This window comes from Bradyrhizobium valentinum (assembly GCF_001440405.1).
GTDB lineage: Bacteria > Pseudomonadota > Alphaproteobacteria > Rhizobiales > Xanthobacteraceae > Bradyrhizobium > Bradyrhizobium valentinum.
The window spans coordinates 64,195-80,384 of record NZ_LLXX01000050.1 but is presented as its reverse complement, the minus strand read 5'-3'; the positions used below and the strand labels follow the sequence as shown (position 1 = coordinate 80,384).

Annotated in this window: 16 protein-coding genes; 9 read left to right on the top strand and 7 right to left on the bottom strand. The window is 62.0% G+C overall.

Annotation, left to right across the window (positions count from 1 at the left end; genetic code table 11):
* Positions 1-44: 44 nt before the first annotated feature.
* The 5 genes from CP49_RS09035 to CP49_RS09015 all read left to right on the top strand — a co-directional run bounded on the left by CP49_RS09035 (position 45) and on the right by CP49_RS09015 (position 4,505).
* The gene (locus CP49_RS09035; protein WP_197423057.1) at positions 45-1,091 is read left to right on the top strand and encodes a cyclase family protein; all 1,047 of its coding nucleotides are present in this window, start codon (positions 45-47) and stop codon (positions 1,089-1,091) included.
* Between the two features lie 16 nt (positions 1,092-1,107).
* Positions 1,108-1,725 carry a GNAT family N-acetyltransferase gene (locus CP49_RS09030; RefSeq protein ID WP_057849922.1) on the top strand — a complete coding sequence of 206 codons (618 nt, stop codon included), beginning with the start codon at positions 1,108-1,110 and terminating at the stop codon, positions 1,723-1,725.
* A 161-nt stretch (positions 1,726-1,886) separates the two neighbouring features.
* Positions 1,887-2,216 (top strand): rhodanese-like domain-containing protein, encoded by a 330-nt coding sequence (locus tag CP49_RS09025; protein WP_057849921.1) that lies wholly within the window; start codon positions 1,887-1,889, stop codon positions 2,214-2,216.
* A 6-nt stretch (positions 2,217-2,222) separates the two neighbouring features.
* Positions 2,223-3,395: an aminotransferase gene (locus tag CP49_RS09020; protein ID WP_057849920.1), complete on the top strand. Its 1,173-nt coding sequence runs from the start codon at positions 2,223-2,225 to the stop codon at positions 3,393-3,395.
* Positions 3,396-3,440: 45 nt separating this feature from the next.
* On the top strand, positions 3,441-4,505 hold the full coding sequence (locus CP49_RS09015; protein ID WP_245310621.1) for a polyamine ABC transporter substrate-binding protein: 1,065 nt from the start codon (positions 3,441-3,443) through the stop codon (positions 4,503-4,505).
* 376 nt (positions 4,506-4,881) lie between these two features.
* Here the strand turns inward: CP49_RS09015 and CP49_RS09010 are convergent, their stop codons facing one another.
* The 6 genes from CP49_RS09010 to CP49_RS08985 all read right to left on the bottom strand — a co-directional run bounded on the left by CP49_RS09010 (position 4,882) and on the right by CP49_RS08985 (position 11,344).
* Positions 4,882-5,817 carry a lipid A biosynthesis lauroyl acyltransferase gene (locus tag CP49_RS09010; RefSeq protein ID WP_057849918.1) on the bottom strand — a complete coding sequence of 312 codons (936 nt, stop codon included), beginning with the start codon at positions 5,815-5,817 and terminating at the stop codon, positions 4,882-4,884.
* A gap of 22 nt (positions 5,818-5,839) precedes the next feature.
* Entirely contained in the window at positions 5,840-7,117 is a 1,278-nt protein-coding gene (locus CP49_RS09005; RefSeq protein WP_057849917.1) for a beta-ketoacyl-ACP synthase, read from the bottom strand.
* Positions 7,118-7,212: 95 nt separating this feature from the next.
* Positions 7,213-8,415, bottom strand: a complete 1,203-nt coding sequence (locus tag CP49_RS09000; protein ID WP_057849916.1) for a beta-ketoacyl-ACP synthase — start codon at positions 8,413-8,415, stop codon at positions 7,213-7,215.
* Positions 8,408-8,881 (bottom strand): 3-hydroxyacyl-ACP dehydratase FabZ family protein, encoded by a 474-nt coding sequence (locus tag CP49_RS08995; protein WP_057849915.1) that lies wholly within the window; start codon positions 8,879-8,881, stop codon positions 8,408-8,410. The genes CP49_RS09000 and CP49_RS08995 overlap by 8 nt, the downstream gene beginning before the upstream one ends.
* Before the next feature lie 9 nt (positions 8,882-8,890).
* Entirely contained in the window at positions 8,891-9,184 is a 294-nt protein-coding gene (locus CP49_RS08990) for an acyl carrier protein (protein ID WP_028346689.1), read from the bottom strand.
* Between the two features lie 234 nt (positions 9,185-9,418).
* On the bottom strand, positions 9,419-11,344 hold the full coding sequence (locus tag CP49_RS08985; RefSeq protein ID WP_057849914.1) for an FAD-binding monooxygenase: 1,926 nt from the start codon (positions 11,342-11,344) through the stop codon (positions 9,419-9,421).
* Positions 11,345-11,523: 179 nt separating this feature from the next.
* Here CP49_RS08985 and CP49_RS08980 point away from each other — a divergent pair, with 179 nt between their 5' ends.
* Positions 11,524-11,991 (top strand): MarR family winged helix-turn-helix transcriptional regulator, encoded by a 468-nt coding sequence (locus tag CP49_RS08980; RefSeq protein ID WP_057849913.1) that lies wholly within the window; start codon positions 11,524-11,526, stop codon positions 11,989-11,991.
* Between the two features lie 83 nt (positions 11,992-12,074).
* Here the strand turns inward: CP49_RS08980 and CP49_RS08975 are convergent, their stop codons facing one another.
* Entirely contained in the window at positions 12,075-12,677 is a 603-nt protein-coding gene (locus CP49_RS08975) for a hypothetical protein (RefSeq protein WP_057849912.1), read from the bottom strand.
* Positions 12,678-13,417: 740 nt separating this feature from the next.
* On the opposite strand from CP49_RS08975, the gene CP49_RS08970 reads away from it, so the two are divergent.
* The 3 genes from CP49_RS08970 (at position 13,418) to CP49_RS08960 (ending at position 16,131) form a co-directional block, all read left to right on the top strand.
* The gene (locus CP49_RS08970) at positions 13,418-14,668 is read left to right on the top strand and encodes a site-specific integrase (RefSeq protein WP_057849911.1); all 1,251 of its coding nucleotides are present in this window, start codon (positions 13,418-13,420) and stop codon (positions 14,666-14,668) included.
* A gap of 178 nt (positions 14,669-14,846) precedes the next feature.
* Positions 14,847-15,767, top strand: a complete 921-nt coding sequence (locus CP49_RS08965; protein WP_057849910.1) for a hypothetical protein — start codon at positions 14,847-14,849, stop codon at positions 15,765-15,767.
* A 109-nt stretch (positions 15,768-15,876) separates the two neighbouring features.
* The gene (locus CP49_RS08960; protein WP_057849909.1) at positions 15,877-16,131 is read left to right on the top strand and encodes a hypothetical protein; all 255 of its coding nucleotides are present in this window, start codon (positions 15,877-15,879) and stop codon (positions 16,129-16,131) included.
* Positions 16,132-16,190 lie beyond the last annotated feature (59 nt).

The window sequence follows — 16,190 nt, the reverse complement described above, 5'->3', positions numbered from 1 at the left end:
AGACTGGGCAAGCTGAGCTATTCATGTCGTTCCAGGAGGATTCCATGAAGGTAGTTTCGCGATTCCTGCTCGCCGTAATCGTTCTCGCATTCGCCGCCGGCAACGGCTTTGCGCAGGACGGTGGCATGAAGAAATGGTCAAAAGGAAAAGGGTGGGGCTGGGTCTGGGGGCCTCAGGACGAGGTCGGAAACCTCAACGAGATGACCGATGCATCACGTTTGGCCGCGTTGAAACTCGTGACACAGGGTAAGGTCTACGATCTCGGCCTTCCATACGACCGCTATTCATACAAATGGCCCGGCCACAGCCCGGGAGAAATCATGAGCTTCCGGTCGCCTGCGGGCGTGAGGAGCCAGAAGGATCTATCGTTCACTACGCCGGAGGGCGGCAATACGGGCATCACCGCCTGGCATAGCAACGCGATCTTCATGAACGACAACGTGGCGACCCAGATTGATGGGCTCGGCCACATTACGCATGGACCGAAGAACGAGTTTTACAACGGTTTCACGTCCGACGAGTGGGGCGGCGACTTCGGCGTTCGCAAGGCCGACGTGACGACGATCCCGCCGATCGTCGCCCGGGGCGTGTTGGTCGACGTTGCGGGCTTCAAGAACGTGGAGGCCCTTCCGTCTTCCTATGAAATCACTGTCGCTGACATCGAGGGCGCGTTGAAGGCGCAGAACGTCGACGTCACCCCTGGCACGGTCGTTCTGCTGCGCACGGGAACCGCCCGCTACTGGGGCGAGAACGGCCGCGACCACGCCAAGATCGGCCAGCACGACTCGGCGGGCATCGGCCTGACAGCCGCGAAGTGGCTCGTCGAGGAGAAGGGCGCGCTTGTGCTCGGTTCCGATACGTCCGGGCTCGAATATGGGCCGCCGAAGCCGGCCGACTCTCAGGCCGTTGGCGGCAGCTTCATCCCGGTCCACGTCTATCTGCTGGTCCAGCAGGGTGTCCACATCCTGGAGTTCAACAACCTCGAGCGGCTCGCTGCAGATCGCGTCTACGAGTTCGCCTATATCCTGACCACAAACGCCATCCGCGGCACCGTGGCCGGCACGACGCTGCGGCCGCTCGCCCTCCGTTAGCCGAACGTAGCGCCGATTGGCGATCGAGGACGGTCACGGTACCCACTCTGCAAACGTCGCGGCTGCGATATCGTCGCCTTCCGGGGTCGAGGATGTCGCTGCCGGCGGGTACACGATGGATCGCGCAACGGACCGACAAAAGAAAACCGGTTCGGCAGGTCCGTTTGACGCGGGGCAGATAAAGATGGGTGCCGTTTACCGCCCGGCGATGCGCAACGACGCGAACCGTCTCTGCGACATTCGGCGACGATCGATCCTTGAACTTGCGCCGCCAACGATGACCGTCGCCGAGGCGCAGGCTTGGGCGGCTAAGCTCACGCCATCCGGCATGGAGCGGAAGCTGCGTGAGCTGGAAGTATGGGTTGCCGAACGGAGCGGCATCGTCGCGGGGTGGGGGGCCATTTCCGGTGACAGGCTGGAAGGCCTGTACACGGCGCCGGAATGTGCCGGGCAGGGCGTAGGTGCCGGATTGCTCGATAGGCTCGAAGGGCTGATCCGCGACCGGCAGTTCCCTTCGGTGCGCGCTGAGGCAAGCTCAAACGCGCGCGGCTTTTACCTTCGTCGAGGCTACCGGGCTGCCGGTCCTCAAACGCCGGCAGGCACCTGGCCCATAGCGAAAGAACTTCTGACCTGAAAAACAGGGCGGAAAGAGGATAGGAGCGCGGGGCGGCAGCGCGTTTTGACGGCCGTTTAAACCGTTCGCGGCGCTTGATTTTCTTCCCGCGAGGGGCGACTTTGGCGCCCGCTTGGCGGGGACCCATTGGATCCCTCGCGGCGACTTGTCAGGAGGATTGCGTGGCGGACCATCAGGTGCACGATTTAACGCCGGAAGACGTGGCGAAGGGAATGGCGGAGGGACGCTATCTCTTGGTCGACGTCCGTGAGCCGAACGAGGTCGCGGTGGAAGCCTATCCTGATGGTGTGGTGGTGCCGCTGCAGTCGTTCGACCCGGCCGGCATTCCCGATCCCAAGGGCAGGCAGGTGGTGTTCGCCTGCCGCTCCGGCAAGCGCTCGGTGACGGCGTCTTTAGCGGCGCAGGCTGCTGGTCTGCCCTATGACAAGCATCTGGCGGGCGGCATTTTGGCGTGGAAGGCTGCGGGATTGCAGACCAGGACCGGCGGCTGACGCGCCATGACGTCCATGAACAAGGTCTTTGCCGACCTTCCCGTCACCGTGTTCGAAGCGATGTCGCAGGCCGCCCGCGACAACAATGCCATCAATCTCGGGCAGGGCTTTCCCGACGATCCCGGCCCGGAGGACATCCGCCGTGCGGCGGCCGACGCGACGGTGAACGGCTACAACCAGTACCCGTCGATGATGGGCATCCCGGAGCTGCGGCAGGCCATCGCCGCCCATTACGGCCGCTGGCACAAGCTCGCGCTCGATCCGATGACCGAGGTGATGGTGACTTCGGGCGGCACCGAAGCGCTGACGGCGTCCATCCTCGCCGTCGTCGAACCCGGCGACGAGGTCGTCGTATTCCAGCCGGTCTATGACAGCTATCTGCCGATCATCCGCCAGGCCGGCGGCATTCCGCGCCTGTTGCGGCTGGAACCGCCGGGCTGGCGGCTGACGGAAGAGATGCTGGCAAGCGTCTTCAATCACAAGACCAAGGCGGTGCTGTTCAACAATCCGCTCAATCCGGCCGCGGTCGTCTATCCCCGCGAGGACCTCGAATTGCTGGCGCGGTTCTGCCAGCAGTTCGATACGATCGCGATCTGTGACGAGGTCTGGGAGCACGTGATCTTCGACGGCCGCGAGCATATCCCGCTGATCACGATCCCGGGCATGCGCGACCGCACCATCAAGGTCGGCAGCGCCGGCAAGATTTTTTCGTTGACGGGATGGAAGGTCGGCTTCGTCTGCGCCGCACCGCCGCTGCTCAGGGTAGCGGCCAAGGTGCACCAGTTTCTCACCTTCACCACTGCGCCGAACCTGCAGGCCGCCGTCGCCTACGGCCTCGGCAAATCAGATGACTATTTCTACGACATGCGCAAGGAACTGGCGCGGAGCCGGGACCGTTTGACGAAGGGGCTGGAGAGCATCGGCTTTCCCGTGCTGAAATCGCAGGGCACGTATTTTCTCACCGTCGATTTGTCGCCGCTCGGGCTCAACGAGACGGATGTCGAGTTCTGCAAGCGCATCGTGACCGACTACAAAGTCGCCGCGATCCCGGTCTCGGCGTTCTACGAGCAGGATGCGGTGACCTCGGTGGTGCGGTTTTGTTTTTCAAAGAAGGACGAAACGCTGGATACCGCGCTGGAACGCCTGTCGGACGCGGTGCACGGCCGTCGCAAGAGGTAGAAGATGCGCGATCCAGTCCGAGGCTCGCTTTGCCTGATCGGCGCGATGACTGTCGCGCTGTCGCTCTCGCCCGCGTGGGCGCAGGAGCGTACGGTCAATTTCTACAATTGGTCGAACTATATGGCGCCGGGGGTGCTGGAAGACTTTACCAAGGAAACCGGCATCAAGGTGGTCTACGACACCTTTGACGCCAACGAGACGCTGGAGACGCGCCTCTTGGCGGGCAAGTCAGGCTACGACGTCGTGGTACCAACCGGCTATTTCCTGCAGCGCCAGATCACGGCAAAAGTCTTCCTCAAGCTCGACAAGTCGAAGCTGCCCAATCTCGCCAACGCCTGGCCGGTGGTGACGGGCCAACTCGCGTCCTATGATCCCGGCAATAATTACGCCGCCAACTACATGTGGGGCACCACGGGTGTCGGTTACAACGTCAAGACGGTGCAGAAAATTCTGCGGCCCGACGCGAAGATCGATAGCTGGGATATCGTCTTCAAGCCGGAAAATCTTGCCAAGTTCAGGGATTGCGGCGTCCACATGCTGGATTCCGCCGACGACATTCTGCCCGCGGCGCTCAGCTATCTCGGCATCGATCCGAATTCGACCAAGCAGGCCGATCTGGAAAAGGCCGCCGATCTCGTCAGCAAGATCAGGCCCAACGTCCGCAAGTTTCATTCCTCGGAGTATCTGGGCGCGCTGGCGTCCGGCGAGATCTGCTTCGTGGTAGGTTGGTCGGGCGACGTGATGCAGGCGCGCAGCCGCGCGGCGGAAGCCAGGAACGGCGTCGAGATCGGCTACACGATTCCGAAAGAGGGCGCGCAGATGTTCTTCGACAATCTCGCGATTCCTGCTGACGCCAAGAACGTCGCGGAGGCCTATGAACTGGTCAACTACCTCTACCGCCCGGACGTCGCCGCGAAAAATTCCGACTTCCTGTCCTACGCCAACGGCAATCTGGCGAGCCAGAAACTGATCGATCCGAAAATCCTCAACGACAGGAATATCTATCCGGATGAGGCGATGCAGAAAAAGCTGTTTGTCATCCAGGGCCGCGACCCCGCGACGCAGCGCATCATCAACCGGCTCTGGACGAAGGTGAAGACGGGGAGGTGACGGCTCTGCCGTCATTCCGGGGCGATGCGAAGCATCGAACTATGGTGCGCAATTGCGCACCTGAGAATCTCGAGATTCCGGGTCTGGTGCTTACGCACCATCCCGGAATGACCAGCTCGTTGCACGTAGTCCCGAATGGGCATCGGGGCCCGCATTCGCGCGACGTGTTGGCTTGTCTGGGCGACAAACTCCTGTTGCCGAAACCAGAAGCAGAATCTATAGCTCCCTCCGGGAGCATCACATGTCCAACATCCTCACCTTCTTTTCAACGCGCACGCTGCTGCAGATTATCTTCGTCCTGGTATCGACCGTGGCGATGAAGGCGTGGAGCCTCGGCCTGCTGTTCGGCGGATAGGACGGGGAGGGAGCGGCAGACCTACCGCCACCTCCGGTGCAGCCACAGCCACTGATCCGGATATTCCCGCACCCAGCCTTCGACGACTGACGTCACCGCCTGCATCGTGCCCTGGATGTCGATCTGTCCCGACGCATCGCGCACCGGCTTGACCTCTTCGGATAGCTCGGCGCGGAAGCGGTGGTTGGGCAGGCGGATGATGCGCACGCCGTGCACGGGGCATTCGACCTGCCGCAGCAACCGCGCCAGCGTGGGGTTGGCCTTGGTCTTGCGGCCGAAGAATGTCACCTCGACGCCGTTGCCCATGTACTGATCGACCAGCATCGCGACGTGCTGGCCTCTCTGCAGGGCCTCGGCGAGCTTGAGCGGCGCCTCGCGGCCGGCCGGCACCAGCGTGCCCATCTTGACGGCGCGGATCCGTTCGATGGCGCGGTCGGCGGCTTCGATGTTCGGCCGGCGGAACAGGATCGCGCAATCGAGCCCATGCGCGACCGCGCCAAGCGCGGGGATTTCCCAATTGCCGAGGTGGCTTGCGAAGATGATCGCCGGCTTGCCGTCGTCCCGCAGGTGATCGAAAATCTGCTTGGTCCGCGGGGTGAACTCGATGCGGCTCGGCTTGTCCGGATGGTCGAGGTCGTAGTCCCAGATGTGATCGAGATGGGCGAACTCGGCGCCGATGCGGCCGAGATTGTCCCACACCCCGGTCAGAATGGTCTCGATCTCCTCCGGCGACTTCTCGGGGAAGGCGGCCTTGAGGTTTTCGCGCCCGATGCGGTCCTCGCGCAGCCGTCGCCCGATGAAGCGGGTGACACGGCCGAAGAAATTGGCGGTTTTGTCCGGATCGAAATAGCGGGTGGTGCGCAACAGCGCGACCGTCAGCGCGCCGACGGCTAATTCCGCCACCGGCTTGGCGGCGTCGCGCAGGCGCGCCTTGGTGCGTAGGAGCAGGCGGTTCATCGCAAATGCAGGGCCGTAACCGCTACACCGGTTCGCGCGTCAGGATCAGCGAGGCGTTTTGCCCGCCGAAGCCGAACGAGTTCGACATCACGGCGGTAACCTTGGCGTCGCGCGCCTTGTTGCCGACCACGTCGAACAGGATCGCCGGATCCGGAATTTCGTAATTGATGGTCGGTGGAATCCGCTGATGCTCCAGCGTCAGCAGCGAGAACACGGCCTCGACCGCGCCGGCTGCGGAAATTGTGTGCCCGACCATCGATTTGTTCGACGACACCGGAATCTTCGGCAGATGCTCGCCGAACACCACCGCTGTCGTGTTGTACTCCATCTTGTCGTTTTCCGGCGTTGCGGTGCCGTGCGCGTTGATATGATCGATCTGTTCCGGCTCGAGGCCGGCGTCGGCCAGCGTCTTGCGCATGCAGCCGATAATCGGCTTGCCGTCCGGGCTGGAGCGGGTGCGGTGGAACGAGTCGGTCAGCTCGCCGCAACCGGCCACCACGCCGAGAATTTTGGCGCCGCGGGCGGTTGCCGACTCATAGCTTTCCAGCACCATCGCGCCGGCGCCTTCCGCCATCACGAAACCGTCGCGGTTCTTCGAGAACGGCTTTGAAGCCGCCTGCGGCGGATCGTTCTGCGTCGACAGGGCCGACAGCAGCGAGAAGCGCACCAATGCTTCCGGATTGACGGAGCCGTCGGTTGCTACGCACAGTGCAGCGTCGGCATCGCCGCGGCGGATCGCCTCGACGCCGAGTTGGATCGCGGTTGCGCCGGAGGCGCAGGCGGTGGAGAGCGAAATCGGCGATCCCTTGGTGCCGAAAGCTTCGGCGAGGTGGCTCGCCACCGAGCCGAACATGAAGCGATGATGATATTTTGTGTACCGGCCACCGCCGCTGATGCGCAGCATGTCGTCATAGCCGAATTCGGTTTTTCCGATCGCACGCCCGAGCTCGAGCCGTTGCGGCCATTCGACTTCGACAGGCGCCACCGCCAGAAACAGCGGGCCGGGGAAGTCGGCCTTGGCTCCGATCGCGGCCTGTCCAAGCGCTTCTTCGGTCGCCATTTCGGCCAGCCGCTCGGTCAGCCCCGTCGAGGTCACGGGATCGACGGTGACGAAGTCGACCGTGCCCGCCATGGTCGACTTCAGGCCGTCGATTGGGAAACGCGTCACGGTCTTGATGCCTGATACACCCTCGGTCAGCTTGCGCCAGTTGTCTTGCTTGCCCGCGCCAAGCGACGTCACCACGCCCATGCCGGTGACGACAACGATCGGCCTGCCGAATTTATCGCGTGGTGCTGACATTGGTTCCCCCGACGTTGCGCCGTAACCTGAATGCGCGTTTCGCGCGCCTCTCTTGCATCTAGCCGTGGCGAAAGCGCGCTTTCGGCCACGACGCTCTACTTGATGGCCTCGACCAGGGCCATGCCTTCGCCCTGCCAGTGACCGGCCCCCAGCACCACAATCTGGTCCGGGCTATCAGTCTTTTCAACCTCGAACCCGGTCGGATCGTTGGGCGGAAACAGCGCGCCGCGGGAGAGCGAGAGCGCCGCAAGCGCCAGCCCCAGCGGAAACTGGGTCTCCAGCGTGTGGCCGAACATCGTTCCGGTGGCGCGCACCGCAAATCCAGGGTGCTGGCGCAAAAACGCCTTCTCTTCCGAGGTCACCGGCTCGGCGCCGGTCGCGCCTGTGATCAGATTGCCGCTGTCGCCGGCTATGCCGAGCTTTGGCCACAGCGCTTCCAGCGATTTGGTCACCGCGCCCGGCTGCTTGCGCTGGGCGAGATCGGCGACCACCTTGGTCAGTTTCGCATAGGGCTTGGCGCCGCGCGCTTCGGCATGCTCGCGGGATTCCAGCACCAGGAAGCAGCCGGCGGAGCCGAGCGCAAAGCCGCTTTGGTCTTCGCGCTGCCACACGGGGGCGAACTTTTCCTTCAGGTTGTAGTCGCCGAATTCGTAGAGGACCAGGAGATCGGAGCGTTCGCCATTATGGGCGGCGCCGACCAGCGCAATCTCGCTCTGTCCGGACTCGATGCGGGCGAGGGCGATACGTGCCGCATCGATGCTGGCCGCTTCCTCGCCCATGAAGGTGCGCGACGTTCCGCATACGCCGTGCACGATGGCGATGTTGCCGGCGAGCAGGTTGGAGAGCTGGGCCAGAAACAGCGTCGGTCGCAGATCGTTCATCAGCCGTTCGTTGAGAAAGGCGGGGCTCGAATTACCCTTGGCGTCGGCGGTCATGATGGCGACGTCGACCGCGAGGTCGCGCTCGCCGCCGCCGGCCGCAACGATCATATCCATCCGGCCGAGAATTTCCTTGTCGCCCTTCACGCCGGCCGAATCCAGCGCCAACCCCGCGGCATAGGTGCCGATGCGCTGCCACGCTTCCATCTGGCGCTGGTCGCCCTTCTTCGGAATCTGGGCGTCGAAGGTGACGGGCGCGAGCGGGTGCACGATGTAGGGCGCAAACCGCTTGTCGTCGATGTTGATCTTCTTGCCGTTCAGCGCATCCCAATGCGCGTCCAGCCCTTCACCGAGCGAGGAGACGATGCCGATGCCGGTGATCCAGACTTCTTTTGCACCCGGGGATTTTGGCTCAGTCATGCGTTATCGCCTGCAGTGGGAAGCCGATCTTGTTGGCCATCGCGTCCATGTGCACGCGCAAGGCCGGGTCGGGGAAGGGGGCCAGGCCGAAAGTGAGTTCAGCGCTGCACTTCAACTCCTTGCCGACACGCCCCTTGACCTTGGTGACGGCAAAACCGGAACCTTCGTGCTCGAGCTTCGCCTCGATCGTCAGCAGCGAGCCGGGACTGACGAAACCCCGCATCTTGGCTTCCTTCACGATGGCCAGGAACGGCATGCGCTCGAACTTCAGGACGCCAAGTATCAGCCAGCCGGAACTCTGCGCCATCGCTTCGGTCAGCAGCACGCCGGGCATGATCGGAAAACCCGGAAAATGCCCTTCGAAGATGGTGTGTACAGTCGGAACCTGTGCCTCGACCGTGATCCTCTTCTCGTCGAGATTGAGGTCGACGATGCGGTCGATCAGCCGAAAGTAATCAATGTCCATGGCGGGCGACTAGGCGCCCGGGGCTGCATTCTTGGCGGCGACCAGTTCGTCGATGCGATCGGCGAGATTCTGCAGCACGAAATACTGCTCGGTCGTGGCCTTGCCGTCGTTGACCTCCTGGGTCCATTTTTCGAGCGGCATCTTGATCCCGAACGCCTTGTCGATGGCAAAGGCGATGTCGAGGAAGTCCAGGCTGTCGATTCCCAGATCGTCGATGGCGTGGCTCTCCGGCTTGATCGTGTCGCGCGGAATGTCGCAGGTCTCCGCGATAATGTTGGCGATCTGATCGAATGTGGAAGACATCATTAAGCCTTTGATATATTGGAGATAATCCGGAACGGCTCTGAGGAGGCGGCGTGAACGGCCCCGGAAGGCCCTGTTCCCTCGGCCGGAGTCGAGTGCCCGTATATCGGAGCAGACCGCTTAGTTCAATGGAGGCGGCCCGTTCCCGTTGCGTTGGATTTTGCGACAAAAATGGGCGCTTTCGGGGAGCCGGCCCGCGGCGTCAGCGAAAGTCCGCCGCAATCACCCCAGCGCTCACTCCGCCCGCAACATGAAGCCGTCGAAATATGCCGCAAGCGCCGCATGGCCATCGAGCGGGAGCACATGCGCGACGTATTGGTCCGGCCGTACCACGACCATGCAGCCGGCGTTCCGATCGATGCCGCGCATCGCAAAGAAGTCGTGGCCGCTCTTCAGATCGGGGCAGAACATTTTTTCGTAGTCGCGAAGTCCGTAGCGGCCCTTTGGCGGGAGAAGGAGCGGGGGCATTGCCTCGATGGCGAGCTCGGAATGCGCTTGCTGGAACACCGCACGGACATCGATCACTGAATCGATATCTGCGCCCGCGGGCGTGTGCCTTCTGACGGGAGATTTGGGACTCTCGCGCAGGAAGTCGCACAGGGAGCGAACAGGGGAGTCGGCGGCTGCGGGATCGCCGGCGCCGGCGAAGATGAAGAGCCGAAAGCGTCCGTCTGCTTTCGCGACATGGCCGAGGTGAACCGGCTTGGCGTCCGAGAGCCGCACGACCGGCGCGGAGTGAAAGCGCGTGCCGATCGCTAATCCCTTGGCGAGATGCTGATGGGTTGGCTCGGCGGTGATGATGGACTGATGGTAGTGGGTCGCCGTTCCCGCGGTGTAGCGGCCGTGCCGGACGAAATAATCCTGGGTTTTCGCCGCGTCCGCGCCCTTGTTGTCGCGCTTTGCGGAGCCAAGGATCTCGGCCCATTCGCGATCGAAGTCGATCAGTTCCTTCGCAACCGCCTGCCGTTCGGCCGAATAGCTGTGCAGAAGCTGCGGCGCGCTGCGCCGGCGCAGCACGGAGGCGAGTTTCCATCCGAGATTGAAGGCGTCCTGCATCGAGACGTTCATGCCCTGGCCGGCTTTCGGGCTGTGGGTATGGCAGGCATCGCCGGCGATGAAGACGCGGGGCAGGCGCGTCCCGACCTCTTCTGCCGGCACGTCATCGAACTTGTCCGTCAGCCGCTGGCCGATCTCATAGACCGACCACCAGGCGATCTCCTTGACGTCGAGCGTATGCGGATTGAGAATCCGCCGCGCCTTCGCGATCAGATCGTCCGACGTGATGTTGCGACTAGTGACCCGCTCGCCGGCGTCGAGATTCGCGAGTTCGACATAGAGCCGGACCAGATAGCCGCCTTCGCGCGGGATCACGATGATGCTGCCGTCACTGGCCGATTGGATCAGCGACTTGAAGCGGATGTCGGGAAAGTCGGTAACGGCCAGGACGTCCATGACGCCCCAGGCATGGTTGGCGGAATCGCCGCGCAGCTCGCGCCCGATCGACTTGCGCACCGTGCTGCGCGCGCCGTCACACCCCACGACATAGCGGGCTTTGACGGTCTCGACCTCACCCTCGTGCCCAGCATCGAGCCGCTCGAGGCTGACGGTCACCGCGTGGTCTTCAAAGCGCGCCGCAGATGCGGTCTTAAGGTCGAGCAGGCGTCGTGAATAATACGGTTCGAGCTTCGCGGGCGATCTGCGCATGACATCGAGATAGCAATCATGCACGCGCGCCTGATTGAGAATGACATGTGGGAATTCCGACAGCCCGTCCTCGACGTCCTGAACCCGGCCGCTGCGCACGATGTTTGCGGGCTTGCCGTCATCAGGCTTCCAGAACGTCGTTTCAGTGATCCAGCACGCCTCCTTCAGCACGCGTTCGCTGAACCCGTAGGCATGAAACATCTCCATGGTGCGGCAGGCGACGCCGTCGGCCTGGCCGCGCAGCAGCCGGCTCGGCTTCTGCTCGACGATGCAGGTCTTGATGTCAGGAAAGGCCGCAAGCTGCGCCGTCAGCGTCAGACCCGCCGGTCCGCACCCGACGATCAGGACGTCGACTTCCGCCGGAACAGGTCCAGACATGCCGGAAGGTGAAACCCGCTCGACGGGATCGGCGATATCAGGGTCGCCCGGCTCGAAGCCGTTCAGGTGAAACTGCATGAAACCTGCTCCTCCCGTTCTTGGCCTCCAACGCGATTTTGACCGATAGGTTGCCGTTCATCGACGGCGTCGGTCGACGGGTAAGCGGCGTACGTGGCGACCAGAGGCATCGACGATATTGCTCAGCATGCTGATTATCAGTATGCTTGTCAATTCCGGATCAGCCTTGGAGAATTTCGGTGAGAGACAACAATGAGATGCCCGGACATCTGGCGCGCCGCTTCCAGCAGATTGCGGTGGCCGTGTTCCTCGCCGAGGTCGAGGAAGCCGGCTTTGACCTCACGCCGGTTCAATACGCGGCGCTCTCGGCCATCAGGACCAACCCAGGGATCGATCAGGTGACGCTCGCCGGCCTGATCGCCTATGACCGCACCACCATCACCGGCGTGGTCGATCGTCTCGTGCAGAAAGCCTTGCTGGTACGCCACGCCAGCAGCCGCGACCGCCGCGCCCGCGAATTGCAGATCACGGAAGCGGGAAAGCGAACGCTGCGCGCCATCACGCCGGCCGTCGAGGCGGCCCAGCGGACCATGCTGCGCGGCCTGACCGAAAAGGAGGGCGCGGAGTTGATGCGGCTGCTCCGCAAAGCGACCGCCGCCGGCAACGCACTGAGCCGCGCGCCGCTGCGGGACGCGGAGTTGCGGTGAGGAAGGACGAGATTGCACCGTTCCCGAGATTCATCGCGCGCGGCGTGCGAACTGTCTAGCAGGTGGGTCGCGTTCAACTACGCCTATTTATCTTCGAAAAATTTGTCCGTGCAGCTCAGTTGGCTACCATCAACTGACTCGACCGACACTGCACATTTCCTGATATTCAAGCCACGTTCCTGCTGCGATATGTCGATAGAGCTGTTTTCCACCGTGAAGCCATACGGGTTAAGTGGAACAAGGCCCAAGTGTTGTCCATTCAGAAAAATGTCCGCATGATCAGCCATGGTTCGATAACTTCCCGTCGAACTGTTTGCGTCGTACTGGCCCGTCACTTTCACATGGAAGCCGGGGACTTCTGCTCGTCGACCCGACGCTGCCGGCAGTGAAGGGATGCGGCACTCAAAAGGATTCTGCTTCAGAGCGCGGCTGTCGTAAATCCCGTACTTCTGTTGCAGAGTCCTAACCACAGTTTCATCGGGTTTCCATCCGTCGGCCAGGTAAGGTCCCAAATCCGGAATGTTAGGGATTTGGAAGCGTCGAACTGAAAATAAGCCGACTTCGGGCGCGCAAATCAACTGTACGAAACCTGCAGCGTCATCGGCTCGCGCATCTCCGTTGGGCGCCAGCAGCAAGCTCGCAGTCAGAAGAACAGAGCCCAAGCGCAAGGCACCAGTACGTGACATCACACGCCCTCATTTTCTTGCAACCACGGTGCCAGTGGACATCGGAGAACCGGCTGCACCGCCACAAACAGCGGTGACGTTGCACCTAATTCTCGCCCGGTTCGATATGGTATAATGCAAATGAAGAAGGAATGCCCCCCACGGGCGAGTGGCCGAGGCTATTCTGGCTGTGCGCGATGGGACGATTTTCTTCAACAACTTCAAGCTGATTTGCCCCGTCCAGTCTCGGTTGCAAAAATAAACCGCTTCGCCGCCACCCCAAATCAGTCCTACAAACCCGCCATCCCGTCCCAAAGAAGAGGGGCGTTGGCCATCGTCACGAACGTTGGGGCGGGATGCGGTGGACGCGGCAGCGTCAGGCGCGTGAAGGTGTTCGCAGGGCGGTTATCCGTGAGCGAGCACGGCGCGCAAGACGTACGGCGCTGAAGCGTACGGCAAAACCGTGTGGTCCTGACACCCGTGGCTGGTGCCAAGCTGCCGGTGGCGACTTCGATCCAACCGGATCGATTAGCCATCAAGCCGGCAGCGATGGAGGCAAGACGAATTCGTCTCCAGGGAGAGCACGGCATAAGCCGTAAAGCCATTGCGCAGGGAAAATAAAGAGTCCCGTGAAGTTCTATGGAGCCGTGTGGACTCCGCAAGCCATTGATCACCCGCGCAATATCCCCATAACGTGTCATACGCCTTCATAGGCCTTTACAGACACGATCGCGACACTTCGCGAGAACGGGGACACGATCATGGCGCGCAAAGTCAGCTTCAGCGCACTCGAAAGCCGCAGCGCACGGCTGCGGTTAAAAATCCGCCGCAGGCCATTCAGCGGTCCGTCGCTGGCACGCGGCATCCTGCTGATGTATCGGCGCAACAAGACCAATGGCACGTGGGTGCTGAAGGTGAGCGACGGGCGCGGCGCATACTGGACCAAGGCCTTCGCGCTGGCCGACGACTTCGAGGATGCTGACGGCAAGAACGTGCTGACGTTCCACGAGGCGCAGGATCAGGCGAAGAAGCTGGCGCGCGGTGACGAAGGTAGTGGCAACGGTGCGCCGATCACGGTTGATGGCGCGCTGGTCTCTTACAAGACCGATCTGACTGCGCGCGGGGCCAATCCCTACAACGCCGGATGGCCGCGCGTGCATCTCACCAATGCGCTGCTCTCAAAGCCGGCGGCGCTGCTCGTGGCCACCGAGTTGAAGAAATGGCGCGACAGCCTGCTGAGTACGATGGCACCGTCGACCATCAACCGGCTGTGCGGTTGCCTGTGCGCCGCGCTGGAGCAGGCGGCACAGCACGACAAGCGCATCCAGAATCGGGAAGCTTGGGAAGTCGGACTCGCCAGTCTGCCGAATGCACAGGAAGTGCGGAACATCATCCTCGCCGACGATACAGTGCGCGCTTTCGTTGGCGGCGCCTACGAAATCGATGACAAGTTCGGACTATTGACCGACACGCTGGCAGTCACGGGCGCACGTCCAAGCCAAGCCGTGCGATTGCGCGTCGAGGACCTGCACGATCATCCGATGCGGCCGAAGCTCATGATGCCGAAGTCCGCCAAGGGTGGGGCCCGAAACCGCGCTGAGAAAAAGCTGGAGCGCTACTCGGTGCCCATCACTCTGCAGTTGGCCGCTAGATTGAGAGCGGCGGCCAAGGGCCGTGCTGATCATGCGCCGCTGCTCCTGCAAAGCGATGGCAGCCCATGGGGCGACAATCCGGGGCAGAAGTATCACCGTCATGTAGCCAAGGTCGTTACTGCCATCGACGCTGATCCTGACGCTACGATGTACGCCCTCCGGCATTCCAGCATCGCGCGCATGCTGCTGCGAAATGTACCGATCAGGCTGGTGGCGTCGCTGCACAACACCAGCGTAGCGATGATCGAAAAGCATTATTCGAAATACATCACCGAGCATTCCATCGACGACATCACGCGCGCCGGGTTGTTATCGGAACTTACGCCAGCCGTTGAGAATGTGGTCGCACTGGCGCGATGATAGTCCGTTAGCTGACGACCGCGACGCTACAAGTCGGACAGCCCAGAAAATTCTTGTGGGACGACGACAAGCACGTAAGCTGGCCAACAGCGCGGATAGGGTAGCTCCCGAAAAGACGGTTCCGCACCGTTCTGCCGCGTCGCTCGTTTGCGGAAGCACCATGCGGAGGTGCACGAGAATGGCTGACGAGCCCGACGATATTGAACCCGACCTGCTGCGGGAACGCCTACTTATGCTAGCTGAGCATGGTGAGATCACAGGGAAGCAAGCCGAGGCAGCGGCGGCTGCCCATGGTCTCGAGCCGTTCGAGAGGAAGCCTGAACTTCCTGACTTCGATCCAAAGCTTAAATCTCACTGGACAATCATGATGGTGGTGGCGTGGATTGCGTGGCGTGATTTCGAACTGGTCAGGAAGCAGGACCCTGAATTCTGTTCGGCATGTTTTCATTGGGTCGGTCGCCTGCGGAAAGTACGCCCGCAGAATGACGGCGATCCCGTCACGCGCATGGTATATTCTTTGGAGGCGCGCCGCGCGCCGACGGTCGGTCGCCTCGCGCTCCAGGATGAATTGTTACGCGGGCGAACCAATGTTTCTTCAAGAGCCGTCATGAGAATCCGGGAAGCGGTGGCCGCGCTCTGGCACGCGTTGTCGGAGAATCATCTGGTAGCCCAGGGTTTCGACGCCCACGGCGCTGTGGTCGAGATTCCATCGCGACAATGGGCTTACCTTCGATTGCGGGAAGAAAAGGGACGAGACGTCCTGAGGTATGACGCAGTCAGCCGACCCGAGCCCTTCACCGAAGTAACACTTCGCCAGAGCGATGCATTGCGGCTGTGGCCGGTGACCAGGGAATCGCCGATTTTGTCGGCCACAGTGGTCGACAAGGGAGGAAGACCTCCGGAGTACGATTGGGCGGCCATCAAAGAGATTGCACTTCAGCTAATGAAGAAGTTCGGCAAACCACAAAGGGACAACAAGCGACTGCCGAGCAAAGCCCAATTGATTGAGCTGATACAGGAGGAATGCGCCGCCCGTTTTGATCGGCAGCCGCCGATTTCGTCGTTAAGATCCCACCTCAAACAATGGCTCGCCGAATAAGTCAAAGCTGACGAAAACCGGTTTTCGATGGTTTCCGACGGTTTTCAGCCAACTCTACGTCCGCCGATCAGGCATTTTCTGCTCACGTTCCCTGAAACATGAGCCGAGCATGCCGAAATCCCGCACCGAGTTCGCTGCCGTCTCGCGGCCGCCCACGCCGCGCTTGGCGCTCAGTATTCGGGAGTTTTGCCGGGCTCACGGCATCAGCGAAGGTTTCTTCTACAAGCTGAAAAAGCAGGGTGAAGGCCCGCGCGAAATGAAAGTTGGCGCGCGCACGCTGATCACGCTCGAGTCTGCGGCGGAATGGCGTCGCGCGCGGGAGTGCCGGCACGGCCGCGGCCACCCTGACGAAAAACCGCACTAGGTGACCTTCCGCGCCCGCCGTATGCCGTCGGGTGTTCGCGGATTTCTGCATACACGGCG